The organism is Ruegeria sp. AB7 (assembly GCF_056542625.1).
In genome coordinates, this window is the sequence record NZ_JBQGAC010000009.1 from 118,655 (window position 1) to 133,421 (window position 14,767).

The window sequence follows — 14,767 nt, forward strand, 5'->3', positions numbered from 1 at the left end:
AGCCTGTGTGCCCCCTTGGGAAGAAGGAGACAGCCAATGACCAAATATGATGCCGATTGGGTGCGGGCCGAGGAAGCCAAGCGCAAATGGATGGCAGAAAACGGTCTCTATTCAGAGGAAGAAGAGCATTCCTCGTGCGGTGTGGGCCTTGTTGTGTCCGTCGATGGTAAGCCGTCACGCAAGGTGGTGGATGCGGGGATCGATGCGCTAAAGGCAATCTGGCATCGCGGCGCGGTGGATGCGGACGGTAAAACCGGGGACGGCGCAGGTATCCATGTTCAGATCCCGGTCCCATTCTTCTATGATCAGATTCGGCGCACGGGTCATGAACCAAACTTGGATGAACTGGTTGCTGTCGGTCAGGTTTTCCTGCCCCGCACGGATTTCGGCGCGCAGGAACAGTGCCGGACTATCGTGGAAACCGAAGTTCTACGCATGGGTTATTATATTTATGGCTGGCGACATGTGCCGGTTGATGTGACCTGTCTGGGCGAAAAGGCCAACGCGACCCGGCCCGAGATCGAGCAAATTCTGATCTCGAACTCCAAAGGCGTGGATGAAGAGACATTCGAGCGTGAGCTCTATGTCATTCGTCGCCGTATTGAAAAAGCGGCGCTGGCCGCAGGAATCTCGGGGCTGTATCTGGCGTCGCTCTCTTGCCGGTCGATCATCTACAAAGGCATGATGCTGGCCGAGCAGGTCGCTGTTTTCTACCCCGACCTGATGGATGAGCGGTTCGAGTCCGCTTTTGCCATTTACCACCAGCGCTATTCAACCAACACGTTCCCGCAATGGTGGCTGGCCCAGCCCTTCCGTATGTTGGCCCACAACGGTGAGATCAACACGCTGAAAGGCAACATCAACTGGATGAAAAGCCACGAGATCCGCATGACCTCGGATAGCTTTGGCGTCTATGCCGAGGATATCAAACCGATCATAGCGGGCGGATCGTCGGATTCCGCCGCATTAGACTCGGTATTCGAGGTCTTGGTGCGTGCGGGGCGCTCGGCGCCGATGGCGAAAACCATGCTGGTTCCGGAAAGCTGGTCCAAGCAAGCTATCGAGCTGCCGCAAAGCTGGCGCGACATGTATTCCTACTGCAATTCAGTGATGGAACCTTGGGATGGCCCTGCTGCGCTGGCAATGACGGATGGCCGCTGGGTGTGTGCCGGTTTGGATCGGAATGGTCTGCGCCCGATGCGCTATGTGGTAACCGGCGATGGTCTGGTCATCGCGGGGTCCGAGGCGGGTATGGTGCCGATTGATGAGGCCACCGTGACCGAAAAAGGCGCGCTGGGACCGGGCCAGATGCTGGCTGTCGATATGAAAAAGGGCAAGCTGTTCCGCGACAAGCAGATCAAGGACAAACTGGCCCGAGCACTGCCGTTTGGCGACTGGGTCGGCAAGATCAACGATCTGGACGAGTCACTTGCGGGCGTGACGGAACACCCGAAATTCACCGGAGAAGAACTGCGCAAGCGTCAGATCGCGGCCGGGTATTCTGTAGAAGACCTAGAACAGATTCTTGCCCCGATGGCAGAGGACGGCAAAGAGGCGCTGGCTTCGATGGGGGATGATACGCCCTCGGCTGTTCTGTCCAAGCAATACCGCCCGCTCAGCCACTTTTTCCGGCAGAACTTCAGCCAGGTGACGAACCCTCCGATCGACAGTTTGCGTGAATACCGTGTGATGTCGCTGAAGACGCGGTTCGGCAACCTTAAGAACGTGCTGGACGAAGACAGCAGCCAGACCGAGATCATCGTTCTGGAAAGCCCCTTTGTCGGCAATGCACAATGGGACACCCTGGTCAATCAACTGGGTTCACCCCTTGCGGAGATCGATTGTAGCTTTGAACCCGGCCGAGGCGCTCTGAGCGCTGCTTTGGCGCGTGTTAGAGCCGAAGCAGAAGAAGCCGTGCGCTCGGGCGCGGGTCACTTGGTGCTGTCTGACATGAATTCAGGGCAAGGTCGTGTGGCGATGCCGATGATCCTGGCCACCAGTGCTGTGCATTCGCATTTGACCCGTCAGGGTTTGCGGACCTTTTGTTCGCTGAACGTGCGGTCTGCTGAATGTGTTGATCCTCATTACTTTGCGGTTCTGATCGGCTGTGGCGCGACTGTTGTGAACGCCTATCTGGCCGAAGACTCACTGGCTGATCGCATTGACCGTGGTCTGCTGGACGGCACCCTGACCGAAAACGTTGCGCGCTATCGCGAAGCCATCGACCAGGGTCTGCTGAAGATCATGGCCAAGATGGGTATTTCGGTGATCTCGTCCTATCGCGGTGGTCTGAATTTCGAAGCCGTGGGTCTCAGCCGCGCGATGGTGGCCGAGTATTTCCCGGGTATGACCAGTCGTATCTCCGGCATCGGTGTCACCGGCATTCAGACCAAAGTCGAAGAAATTCATGCCAAAGCGTGGGACAGCGGTCTGGATGTTCTGCCCATCGGAGGTTTCTACAAAGCGCGTAAATCGGGTGAGACCCACGCGTGGGAAGCAACCTCAATGCACATGATGCAAATGGCCTGTAACCGCGCCTCATATGAGCTGTGGAAACAGTATTCGGCCAAGATGCAGTCCAATCCTCCGATTCACTTGCGCGATCTGATGGATTTCAAGCCGCTGGGCAAGCCGGTGCCGATCGAAGAGGTCGAATCGATCACTTCAATCCGCAAACGCTTTGTCACTCCAGGCATGTCGCTGGGCGCCCTCAGCCCCGAGGCGCACAAGACACTGAACGTGGCGATGAACCGGATTGGCGCGAAGTCGGATTCCGGCGAAGGTGGTGAAGACCCGGCGCATTTTGTGCCTGAACCCAACGGCGACAACCCGTCGGCCAAGATCAAACAGGTGGCCTCGGGCCGGTTCGGCGTGACCGCCGAATACCTGAACCAGTGCGAAGAGCTTGAGATCAAGGTCGCCCAAGGCGCGAAGCCTGGTGAGGGCGGTCAGCTGCCGGGAATGAAAGTCACAGACCTGATCGCGCGTCTGCGGCATTCTACCAAGGGCGTGACCCTGATCTCGCCGCCGCCGCACCACGACATCTACTCGATCGAGGATTTGGCGCAGCTGATCTATGACCTGAAACAGATCAACCCGCGCTGCAAAGTGACGGTTAAGCTGGTGGCGTCCTCGGGCGTTGGCACGATTGCTGCCGGTGTGGCCAAGGCGAAAGCGGATATTATCCTTATTTCGGGTCACAATGGCGGCACTGGGGCCTCACCTGCGACCAGCATCAAATATGCCGGCCTGCCATGGGAAATGGGCCTGACCGAAGCCCATCAGGTTCTGGCGATGAACAACCTGCGCGACCGTGTGACTCTGCGGACGGATGGTGGCCTGCGCACCGGTCGTGACATCGTCATGGCCGCGATGATGGGCGCTGAGGAATACGGCATCGGTACCGCCGCCCTGATCGCAATGGGCTGTATTATGGTGCGTCAGTGCCAGTCGAACACCTGTCCGGTGGGCGTGTGTACGCAGGACGAATCGTTGCGTGCCAAGTTTACTGGCAACGCGGACAAGGTGGTGAACCTGATCACCTTCTACGCACAGGAAGTGCGAGAACTGCTGGCTAGCCTCGGCGCACGCTCGATTGACGAAATCATCGGTCGTGCTGATCTGCTAGCACAGGTCAGCCGCGGATCGGCGCATCTGGATGATCTGGACCTCAACCCGCTGTTAATCACCGTCGATGGCGCACATGATATCGTCTACAACCGCGACAAGGATCGTAATGCAGTGCCGGATACGCTGGATGCCGAGATTGTGCGCGATGCGGCGCGCTTCCTGAAAGACGGTGAGAAGATGCAACTATCTTACGCGGTGCAGAACACGCATCGGACCGTGGGTACACGTGTCTCAAGCCACATCGTCCAGAATTTCGGCATGCGGAACACGTTCCAGGACGATCACTTGCATGTGAAGCTGCAGGGTTCGGCGGGCCAGTCACTGGGGGCTTTTGCCGCTCCAGGTCTCAAGCTGGAGGTCTCGGGTGATGCCAACGACTATGTCGGCAAGGGGCTTTCGGGCGGCATGATCGTTGTGCGGCCCCCGCAGGTGAGCCCCCTCAAGGCGGAATATAACACCATCATTGGCAACACCGTCCTATACGGTGCCACCGATGGCCACCTATTTGCAGCAGGCCGCGCAGGTGAGCGGTTCGCGGTGCGAAATTCAGGTGCCAGAGTGGTGATCGAAGGCTGCGGCTCGAACGGATGTGAATACATGACCGGCGGCGTTGCGGTTATTCTCGGCGATATTGGTGCCAACTTTGGTGCGGGGATGACGGGTGGTATGGCTTATCTGTACGACCCCGAAGGCAAGGCCGAAGCGCTGATGAACATGGAGACGCTTGTCACCTGTCCGGTGACAGTGGACCATTGGGAAGATCAGCTGAAAGCAATGATCGAGCGCCATGTTGCGGAAACCAATAGCCGCAAAGCCATTGATATCTTACAGCATTGGGATGTGGAAAAGACCAACTTCCTGCAGGTTTGCCCAAAAGAGATGTTGAACAAGCTCAGTCATCCTCTGACCACCGAAGTGGCGGCGGTTCCTGCAGAATAGGTCTTGAGATATCTAAATCTTTGGCCCGGCGTGTCGTTCCCAACACGTCGGGTATTCTTTTGTCTGGCCATATTGTTTCCAATTCTTGTGTAATGCCGTGCATAACGCCTAGCTTTAGTCATAGTTTATTCGGGAAATGCAGGCATGCTGCTATCCCAATGATGTGAGTGAAGTGGAATATCGGTGTGCCCACGACGTATACAGACCAGTTTTTTGTGCTCGACCCGGCCAATCCGGGTGCGAACGGAACCGTTGTTGGATCCACGCTGAACGTCGAGTTCTTTGATATCATCGATCAGAATGACGATGATCTGGTCAACCGGCTGAATGGAGACTCGGTTGACGGATCTGACATCACTGCGTCTTACTTCGATGATATGGTGACGATCGAGTTGCCGGGTGGTGCGCAGGTTACATATACCGGCGTTACCTTCTACCTTGCTGACGGGCGCGAGGTTTTTACCCCAACAGACGGCTCGGTTCTGCAGCAAGGCACGTTTGTTTCTTCTTCAGTCACCGATTTTAGCGATGATGGGGCTTCGTTTGGTTCGGTCGATATCGCCAACGGTGATCTCGGTCCGCCTTGCTTTACGCCCGGCACATTGATTGATACCCCCGATGGGCCCCGGCCGGTCGAGGACCTGAAACTTGGAGATCTGGTTACGACCGCGGATAGCGGCGCTAAACCTGTGCTCTGGATTGGTCGGACCAAGGTAGCAGCCGAGGGTAAACTGGCCCCCATTCGGTTCGAGACAGGGATGTTCGGGATCACGCGCCCTCTGCTTGTTTCGCCGCAGCACAGGATGCTGATCGATGATTGGCGTGCACCCTACCTGTTTGGCCATGAAGAAGTTCTGATCGCTGCCCATTGTCTTGTGAACGGAACAACAGTCACGCGTGTCGAAGGGGGCGAGGTGGATTATATCCACATTCTGTTCCGGCGACATGAGATCGTGTTCGCCAATGGCGCAAAAAGTGAAAGCTACTACCCGGGACATGCACTGACCCAGGCCGAGCGTCGGACGCAAGCAGAAGTATTGGCCTTGTTCCCGGAGTTGGCGGCGCGCGGAGCAGCCTCAGTCAGAACTGCACGCCCGGTTGTGCGACCGCGCGACGGACAGATGTTGTCGAAATAATCCGTTTCAAATACGCCCTTCGCGGCGTATAGCAAGGCATGGCAAAAAAAGCAGTCCGCAAACCGCGCGGTAAGAAAAAGAAGGCGTCCAGATCAAACAAAACAACAGGCCTTATCGCTCGGATACGGCGCTGGACCCTTCGTGTTGTTCTGGCGATGGTCGTGGCTTTTGTATCTTTGGTTCTGATCTATTCAGTCGTGAACCCGCCGGTCACGCATACGATCTGGTCCGAGTGGCGGCGGCTTGGGAAGGTTGATCGCGAGTGGGTGCCGATCGAAGAGATTGCCCCGATCATGGCGCGGTCGGTCGTAGCAGCCGAGGATGCCAACTTCTGCCTGCATTGGGGCTTTGATGTCGAAGCGATCCGCGATGCGCTGGAAGATGGCGGCAGCCGGGGTGCATCGACCATCACGCAGCAGGTGGTCAAGAATGTATTTCTCTGGCAGGGGCGCAGCTGGGTCCGCAAGGCGCTTGAAACCTCGATGACTCCGATTGTTGAAATCGTCTGGAGCAAGCAGCGCATTCTCGAAGTGTATCTGAACGTCGCGGAAACCGGACACGGGATCTTTGGCGTCGAGGCCGCGGCGCAGAAGTATTATGGGGTGAGTGCGGCAAAAATGTCTCCGACACAAGCGGCGCGTGTGGCGGCGATTCTGCCATCCCCGCGCAACCGGTCGGTGACGGATCCATCGGTGCGGACCCGCAGGCGTGCCGCGTCAATTCTGGATGGAGCGGCCACCATCCGCGCAGATGGACGCGCCGCGTGTTTCGAGGATTGAAACCCAGACCCCTCAGCGGCTAAAGCTTGAAGGGTACTCTACTGGTTCGAATGGAAGTTCATGGCGCGTCTGTTTCACGTCCCCCTCTCGCCCTATTGCCGCAAGGTTCGCCTGTCTCTGGCCGAAAAGAAGATCGAGGTTGAGCTGGTCGAAGAACGATACTGGGAACAGGACCCGGATTTTTTGCGCCGCAACCCGGCGGGTAAGGTTCCTGTGCTACGACTGGATGGTCAGATCATGGCCGAGAGCGCCGCGATCTGCGAATATATCGAAGAGACCCGACCCGAGCCACCCTTGATGCCTAAAAAAGCCGAAGCACGTTATGAGGTGCGGCGTTTGGTAGGCTGGTTTGATGACAAGTTTCACCACGAGGTGACCTCAAAGCTACTGTATGAGCGGGTGAACAAGAAAGTAACGGGGCAAGGCTATCCGGACAGCAAGAACGTCAAGGAAGGCGCGCGCGCGATCAAGTATCATCTGGATTATATGGCCTGGTTGCTGGATCACCGTCGCTGGCTGGCCGGAGATCAGATGACATTGGCCGATTTCGCCGCGGCGGCGCATCTGTCGGCGCTGGATTACATTTCGGACGTAGATTGGAACCGAAGCTCTGCGGTGAAGGACTGGTACGCCAAGATCAAATCCCGCCCGGCGTTCCGCTCGATTCTGGCGGATCAGGTTCCGGGATTCCGGCCACCGCCACATTACGCGGATCTGGATTTCTGATAGATTGAGGGGTAGGGGGCTGTCCGCCCCCTCTTGGCCATTGGGCCAATTCACCCCCGAAGGTATTTTTGGCCAGATGAAGAGCGGATCGGAGTTGAAACAGCGGTTGGTGGAGCAAGCCTTGTCTGAGGGGTTTGTCGCCTGTCGGGTTTGTCGTCCTTGGGATGTGCCCCTTGTTCCCGAACGGTTGGATGCCTTTCTACAAGCCGGATATCATGGCCAGATGGGCTGGATGGCTGAGCGGGCTCATTGGCGCGGTGATCCGTCTGTGCTGTGGCCTGACGCGCGGTCGGTGATCATGCTTGCGGAGAGCTATACGCCCGAGCATGACCCGACTGCGGTGCTGGCGCATTCCAACTTGGGCGCCATTTCGGTTTATGCGCAGAACAAGGATTATCACGATCTGGTTAAGAAGCGCCTCAAACGATTGGCGCGCTGGCTGATTGCCGAGGGTGGGGGTGAAGTGAAGGTGTTTGTCGATACTGCTCCGGTGCCAGAGAAGGCGCTGGGGCAGGCCGCTGGGCTGGGGTGGCAGGGCAAGCATACCAATCTTGTCAGTCAGGATTGGGGAAATTGGGCCTTTTTAGGATCTGTTTTCACGACATTGGATTTGCCCGTGGATGGTGCTGAGGTTGATCATTGTGGCTCATGCCGCGCCTGTTTGACGGCCTGCCCAACCGACGCGTTTCCGGCACCGTATCAGTTGGATGCGCGGCGTTGTATTTCATATCTGACCATCGAGCATAAGGGGCCGGTGGAGGAAGAGTTGCGCGCGCTGTTGGGCAACCGAATCTATGGCTGCGATGATTGTCTTGCGGCCTGCCCGTGGAACAAGTTTGCGGTCGCGGCCAGTGACCTTCGCTATGCGGCGCGGGAGGAGCTAAAGGCGCCTCCGTTGGCGGAACTGGCGCAGCTGGATGATACAGCATTCCGCGCGATGTTCTCGGGCTCGCCGATAAAGCGAATCGGCCGGAATCGGTTCGTGCGGAACGTGCTTTATGCGATTGGGAACTCAGCGGTGCCGGCGTTACTGCAGGTTACACAGGCGCTGACCGATGATCCGGATCCGACCGTGGCTGATGCCGCGCGCTGGGCGGCATCCCGGTTGTCGTAAACAGGCTGGACGCGCCGCAGGAAAACGCTACACCCGGTTCTGGCGAACAGATGGAGGACCCGATGGCGTTGGCTTTGGGGGTGGATACGGGCGGAACCTATACGGATGCGGTGCTGATCCGGGATGAGCGCGAGGTGATCGCGTCGGCCAAATCGCTGACCACACGAGCGGATCTGGCGATTGGTGTGGGCAGCGCGGTTTCTGCTGTGCTAGAGACGGCTGATGTGTCTCCGGATCAGATTGGGATGGCATCGTTGTCGACAACGCTGGCCACCAATGCGTTGGTCGAAGGCCAGGGCGGGCGCGTGGCGTTGATCTATGTCGGGTTTCGGGAAAGCGACCTTGAGAAACACGGTCTAAGAGAGGCGTTGAAGGGCGATCCGGCTTTGGTTCTGGCCGGTGGGCACAACCATGCCGGGGGTCAGGTCGCCGAATTGGATGTTGCAGGGCTTGAGGCCTTTTTAGACTCACATTCAGGCATTTCCGGTTATGCGGTTGCGGCACAGTTCGCGACCAGGAATCCGGCGCATGAACTGGAAGTGGCGCGCGTGATTTCCGAGCGTACGGGAGTGCCGGTCACGTGCTCTCATCACCTGTCGGCCAAGCTGAATGGGCCAAAGCGTGCGGTGACCGCCGTGTTGAATGCACGATTGATCGGGATGATCGACCGCTTGATCGGGCGCGCGCAGGATCAGTTGCGCGCGCAGGGCATCACCGCCCCAATGATGGTTGTGCGCGGGGATGGCGCTTTGATGAGCGCCGAGCAGGCGCGGGAGCGTCCGATTGAAACGATCCTAAGTGGCCCTGCGGCCTCTATCGTTGGCGCGCGCTGGTTGACCGAAGCTGAGAACGCGCTGGTGTCCGATATCGGCGGGACTACGACCGACGTCGCGCTGATCCGGGATGGCAAACCCGCCATCGACCCTGCAGGCGCGCAGGTTGGCGGTTTCCGGACCATGGTCGAAGCGGTTGCGATGCGGACTCATGGTTTGGGCGGTGACAGTCAGGTGCATGTGGTGACCGAAGGCCTAGGCGGTGGTGTCTTCCTTGGCCCGCGTCGGGTGCTGCCGGTGTCGCTGATCGCAGCTGAGGCCCCGGATGTGGTACATGCGGCATTGGATGAGCAATTGCGGGCGACGACCGTAGGTGAACATGACACGAGGTTTGCCCGTCGTGTGTCGGGTATCCCCGCCGATGGGGTCGGGCCGCGTGAAACAGTATTACTGGACCGGTTGGAGGATCGTGTTGTGCCGCTCAGCAGTCTGTTGCAAACCCGGATGGAGCATGGGGCACTGGGCCGTTTGGTGGATCGCGGGATCGTACAGGTCTCGGGTGTCACCCCTTCGGATGCCAGCCATGCTCTGGGGCGGCTTGCGGATTGGGACTGCTCGGCAGCGCTTAAGGCGCTGGAACTGATGGCGCGTAAGCGGGTTGGATCAGGGGACAAGCTGGCAGCATCGCCTGAAGCGCTGGCTCAGCTCATTGTCGATCAGTTGACGGAACAAACCTCATTGACCTTATTAGAGACTGCTTTTGCCGAGGAAAGCCATGGGTTTGACCAGCCTGCAAGAGATCTGGCCCGGCATGTTCTGACGCAGCGCGGGCTGGCGAAACACCGTGGGTTGTTGGCATTGGATGCCGCGCTGAATGTGGATGTCGTGGGCCTTGGGGCTTCGGCCCCCAGCTATTACCCGGCAGTCGGAGAGCGGTTGCATTGCAAGATGGTCCTGCCAGAGCATGCCGGTGTTGCAAATGCCATCGGTGCGGTTGTCGGGCGGCTGACCCTTCGGCGGGCCGGTTCAGTTACGTCCCCGGCCGAAGGCCGCTATCGGGTACATCTGGAAGAGGGGCCGCAGGATTTCTCGGACTCGAATTCCGCTCTACAGTTGCTTGAAGATGTGCTGCGCAACGAGGCTGAGGGCGCGGTGCGCCAAGCAGGTGCCGAGGATATACGCGTGACAGTCGACCGCGATATCCGCACCGCCAAGATTGAGGCGCAAGAAGTATTCGTCGAAGCGTTGATCACGGTTGAGGCGAGCGGACGACCTCGGGTGGCGGTCGGATAGCCCCGCAAGGGGCTATACCGCGCATATCATTCTGCCGCACTGGAGCGTTTTGGCAGCACCCAGTCCGGGCGCGGGAAATGGCAGGTGTATCCGTTGGGGATGCGCTCTAGGTAATCTTGATGCTCGGGCTCGGCTTCCCAGAAATCGCCGACGGGTTCGACTTCGGTCACCACATTGCCGGGCCAAATGCCGCTGGCGTTGACATCGGCAATTGTATCTTCGGCCACCTGTTTCTGGGCATCGTCCACATAGTAGATCGCCGAGCGATAACTCATTCCGCGGTCATTGCCCTGACGATTCAGGGTGGTCGGGTCGTGGATCTGGAAAAAGAACTCTAGCAGATCGCGATAGGTGATCTGGGTCGGGTCGAACCAGATTTCGATCCCTTCAGCATGGGTGCCGTGGTTGCGATAAGTTGCGTTTGGCACATCGCCACCGGTGTACCCGACGCGGGTGCGCGAGACGCCGGGCAATTTGCGGATCAGGTCCTGCATGCCCCAAAAGCAGCCTCCGGCCAGAACGGCGCGTTCATCGGTCATCAGATATCCTCCACATGGATCAGAAATTCGCCATACCCTTCGGCCTCCATCTCGTCGCGATGAATGAACCGCAGCGAGGCGGAATTGATGCAATAGCGTAGCCCGCCATGTTCGCGGGGGCCATCGGGAAACACGTGGCCCAGGTGGCTGTCGCCGTGTTTCGAGCGGACCTCGGTCCGGATCATGCCATGAGTGGTGTCGCGAAACTCTTCGACATGTTCATGTATGATTGGCTTGGTGAAACTGGGCCAGCCGCAGCCGGATTCGTATTTGTGGGTCGAGGCGAACAACGGCTCGCCCGAGACGATATCCACGTAGATGCCCGGTTCCTTGTTGTTCAACAGCTTGCCAGTGCCCGGGCGTTCGGTGCCGCTGCGCTGGGTGACGTGAAATTCCTCAGGTGAGAGGGCCGCAATGACCTCGGGGTCTTTGGTATAACGGGACATGGATCCTCCGGTGTTTGAATGATGATGTCCTATTTGGGCATAGATGCGCAGGAATCAAAACCATATTACAGCGCGCTCGCGGGTCTGTGCAGTTGATCCAAACGAATGCACAGCGCGTATGATTTATAACAGGAGGTGAAGTGATGTTCCGTATGGCTCTGTTGACTGCTCTGATCTTGTTGGGCAAAGCCCTTCAGGCGGCACCACTGACGGGCGAATTTTCATCAATCGATGGCGGGACAATATCACTGGAAGACTGGCGCGGACAGCCCGTGCTTGTGGTCAACACGGCGTCGCTTTGCGGCTTTACCGGACAATACGCAGCGTTGCAGGAGCTGCACGAAACATATGAAAAACGCGGGCTGGTGGTACTGGCGGTCCCGTCGAATTCGTTCAAACAAGAGCTGGCGTCGTCGAAAGAGGTCAAGAATTTTTGCGAACTAAATTATGACCTTACGCTTCCGATGACGGATATCACTCCAGTGAAAGGTTCGGATGCCCATCCGTTTTACCGAGCTGTTGCTGCGCAGACTGGCTTTGTCCCGAAATGGAACTTTAACAAAGTGCTTATTGGCCCCGAGGGTGAGGTCGTTGCCACCTATGGGTCAAGCACCAAGCCAAATGCGCCTAAATTGATAGATCAGGTCGAGGCGTTACTGCGCTGACCGGGTTCGCGCGACAGCTGTACGGCAAGAATTCCCAGCGTTGTGATCAGAACCCCCACCGCATCCAATGGGCCCAACTTCTCACCCAGTAAAATGGCGGCGATGGTCACGCCGAATACCGGGTTGAGGAAATGGAACGTTGCTGCACGGATCGGGCCGATGCGATCCAGTAGCAGGAACCAGATGAAAGTTGCCAGAAGGCCCGGGAATAGCGTGGTGTAGGTAAAAGCCAGCATAAAAGGCAGTGTGGCGTGGATATGAATAGACTCGAACACCGGGGCGGCGAGAAACAGCACCGCCGATCCGATAAGCATCTGCAGCCCAACCACCATCATGAAGTTACCGCCCGAAGTCGCCCCCCGAACAGCCAAGGTGGCAAAGGTCAGCGCCAGCGCCCCGATTCCGCAGAGCAGAACCCCGAACAGATCGACACCAGCGTTAATCCGGCTACCCATGATTAGCGCGACACCGACAAAACCTGCCAGCAAGCCGACGATGCCCAGCGGGCGTATCCGCTCACCCAATAGCAGCCAGCCGGCTAGGGCTACCAGCAGGGGCATAGTCGAGGCGATAATCGCCGCGACCGAAGCCTCGACTGTCTGCATCGCATAGAAGTTTAGACCCAAATAAAGGGCATTTTGGCAGATTCCGAACAGAATAGTGGCGCGCCATTGGTTGCGAGTCAGGCGCCAGCTTTGCCCCATGGCGCGTGCGATCGCCACGCCCATTAGACCCGAAATCAGAAATCGCAGCGCCAACGAGAACAAAGGCGAGGCATCGGCAACGATGATCCGCGCCGAGCTGAAGGCCGAAGACCAGATGAGGGCGAAAACAAGCCCCATGGCGATGGCGCGCAGGTCCATTACGGCCTCCTGATGAAATTCGGGCGACTGTTCCTGATTTTAACATGAGCTGCAAGGACCCATTGCGTCGAATAGCGGGGTCGCCCGATAGTTGGCATCAATGAGCTTGCGCGCAATGAGAATGAGCAGAGCTTTTGTAGAAAAGCGCTGCTCATCATTATGATTCAGCTTGTCGCTTGATTCAGGCGAAAAAGCTAAGATCGTCCATCGAGAACCAACCCGCGTTCTCGACATGGTCATTGGTAATTTCACCTCCCGATGCAACGAACTCGACGTGATCAATATCGCGCCAGTCAAACTCGTGTGTGACGTGATCGAATGTCAGATCGACCTCTGCGGAGTGCACCAGCTCATCGCCATTATAGGCATTGATTGTGACTTGGTTTGCCCAGTTCGATTCAGGAATATACGTGGTGTCCGATCTGGAAGCATTGGCCAAGGAAACGCTGTTGAAGTTGAATTCTTCGCCATCGCTTTTGGAGAAGCCGACAGTTGCCCCCCAGGAATTGAACGCCTCCAGGTCGGGGTCGGGGTTTGAGCCACCGTATTCGTATGGGGTTAGAATACCATCAGTGTTGCTCTGCCCTTTGCTAACACTTGCAATAAATGCACCATTCAGCACCTGATCACTGTCATTGATGCGGGTTCCGTCATTGAAATCCAGCACGAACTCTACAAGCGGGTTAGGCGGGGTCAGTTCCGGGAAGTATTGGAACAAGGATTCAGGGATGTCCTCGACCTTTTCATACAAAGAAATCTCTTTCCCGCCTGCGTCTGGATAGCTGGTGACTTTCAATGCCCAAGAAGCACTGTCGTCCCCGTCCAGTTGCAGCACGTCAGAACGTTTTCCATCCGCATAAAGTGTAACGGTTACGTCCCCATTATCTTTCTCCAGCCGACGTTCCGAGATTTGTCCGTCCTGATAGGCGGTCGTGATCGGATCCCAGGATTTCGCATCCAGCTCATCAGTCTGGCTGATGCTGACGCGCTGGCCATTTGACCAGACCTCGTGCTTCACGACACCGTTGTCATATGTCGTTGTCTTTTCAGATTTCTTTCCACTGCCATCAAATGAGGTGCTGATGGTTTCCCACGACTTTATGTCGCTTCCGTCTGTCTGCGTTACGTTGCTACGCTGTCCGTCTGTCCACGTTTCCTGTTTGACAATTCCATTGTCATAGGTGGTCGTCCGTCCGGTTGTCTCTCCGTTGACATCGAAGAACGTGTCGATCCGATCCCAGGATTTGGTTTGTAGAAAGTCCTGAACAGTACTGAAATGACCGGGCGCGAAGGCTTCAACCGTCTGGGCACCATTATCGTTTGTTATCGTGCGGCCTATGATATTGCCCGACGCATCATAGCGTAGAACGATCTGGTCCCAGGGTTTTGCACCGTCTCCGAAAAACCCATCTTGGATGAGAAACTCATTCGGAACACCATTTTGAAAGGTCTCGGTCACGCGGATACTGTCTGGATAAACCGTTCCGCGTTCGGTCATTATGCCATTGGCGTCATAGTCAATGAACCGATTATCAAAGCCCAATGCCTCTTCTGTTCCGACATAAAATTCCTGACGCAAAACGCCGTCTTCGTAAGTCCCGAAGACCTCGTATCCGGCATCAAAAGTCGTCCGCGTTGCAACGACAACATCGTCTTCAATCGTGTATTGGATGCTTGCCCAGTCGAATTGACTTTCTGTATCGAATTCAGTGGTTTGATATCGTGCCATAAATCGAGATTCCTCAATAATACTTCCCATTAAGCGAGTGGATGAGGAATAAGACACAACTATGGCGATAGCTGCAAAAACTCGATATTAATCATATGTTTACATAACTTATTCAGGCAAAAAAAGGGCCGCCCG

At 56.9% G+C, this 14,767-nt stretch carries 11 protein-coding genes; 7 read left to right on the plus strand and 4 right to left on the minus strand.

Annotation, left to right across the window (positions count from 1 at the left end):
• The first annotated feature begins 36 nt into the window (after positions 1-36).
• The 6 genes from gltB (at position 37) to ACR0EN_RS19335 (ending at position 10,390) form a co-directional block, all read left to right on the plus strand.
• On the plus strand, positions 37-4,569 hold the full coding sequence (gene gltB / locus ACR0EN_RS19310) for a glutamate synthase large subunit (protein WP_170515240.1): 4,533 nt from the start codon (positions 37-39) through the stop codon (positions 4,567-4,569).
• A 185-nt stretch (positions 4,570-4,754) separates the two neighbouring features.
• Entirely contained in the window at positions 4,755-5,705 is a 951-nt protein-coding gene (locus tag ACR0EN_RS19315; protein ID WP_170819279.1) for a Hint domain-containing protein, read from the plus strand.
• A 38-nt stretch (positions 5,706-5,743) separates the two neighbouring features.
• Entirely contained in the window at positions 5,744-6,484 is a 741-nt protein-coding gene (mtgA, locus tag ACR0EN_RS19320; RefSeq protein WP_170819236.1) for a monofunctional biosynthetic peptidoglycan transglycosylase, read from the plus strand.
• 60 nt (positions 6,485-6,544) lie between these two features.
• On the plus strand, positions 6,545-7,210 hold the full coding sequence (fzlA, locus tag ACR0EN_RS19325; RefSeq protein ID WP_170399162.1) for an FtsZ-binding protein FzlA: 666 nt from the start codon (positions 6,545-6,547) through the stop codon (positions 7,208-7,210).
• Positions 7,211-7,286: 76 nt separating this feature from the next.
• On the plus strand, positions 7,287-8,324 hold the full coding sequence (gene queG / locus ACR0EN_RS19330) for a tRNA epoxyqueuosine(34) reductase QueG (protein ID WP_170819235.1): 1,038 nt from the start codon (positions 7,287-7,289) through the stop codon (positions 8,322-8,324).
• Positions 8,325-8,386: 62 nt separating this feature from the next.
• The gene (locus ACR0EN_RS19335) at positions 8,387-10,390 is read left to right on the plus strand and encodes a hydantoinase/oxoprolinase family protein (protein WP_170819278.1); all 2,004 of its coding nucleotides are present in this window, start codon (positions 8,387-8,389) and stop codon (positions 10,388-10,390) included.
• A gap of 26 nt (positions 10,391-10,416) precedes the next feature.
• Here ACR0EN_RS19335 and msrA read toward each other — a convergent pair whose 3' ends face one another.
• Entirely contained in the window at positions 10,417-10,929 is a 513-nt protein-coding gene (msrA, locus tag ACR0EN_RS19340) for a peptide-methionine (S)-S-oxide reductase MsrA (RefSeq protein ID WP_170408742.1), read from the minus strand.
• Positions 10,929-11,375 (minus strand): peptide-methionine (R)-S-oxide reductase MsrB, encoded by a 447-nt coding sequence (gene msrB / locus ACR0EN_RS19345; RefSeq protein WP_170399151.1) that lies wholly within the window; start codon positions 11,373-11,375, stop codon positions 10,929-10,931. The genes msrA and msrB overlap by 1 nt, the downstream gene beginning before the upstream one ends.
• Positions 11,376-11,518: 143 nt before the next feature.
• Between msrB and ACR0EN_RS19350 the strand changes: the two genes are divergently transcribed.
• Positions 11,519-12,040 carry a glutathione peroxidase gene (locus tag ACR0EN_RS19350; protein WP_480588326.1) on the plus strand — a complete coding sequence of 174 codons (522 nt, stop codon included), beginning with the start codon at positions 11,519-11,521 and terminating at the stop codon, positions 12,038-12,040.
• On the opposite strand, the gene ACR0EN_RS19355 is transcribed toward ACR0EN_RS19350, so the two are convergent.
• Positions 12,016-12,903, minus strand: coding sequence for a DMT family transporter (locus ACR0EN_RS19355; protein WP_170426241.1), 888 nt, complete (start codon positions 12,901-12,903; stop codon positions 12,016-12,018). The genes ACR0EN_RS19350 and ACR0EN_RS19355 overlap by 25 nt on opposite strands.
• A 181-nt stretch (positions 12,904-13,084) precedes the next feature.
• Complete coding sequence (locus ACR0EN_RS19360; RefSeq protein WP_480588328.1) at positions 13,085-14,632, minus strand: hypothetical protein; 1,548 nt, start codon at positions 14,630-14,632, stop codon at positions 13,085-13,087.
• Positions 14,633-14,767: the final 135 nt, after the last annotated feature.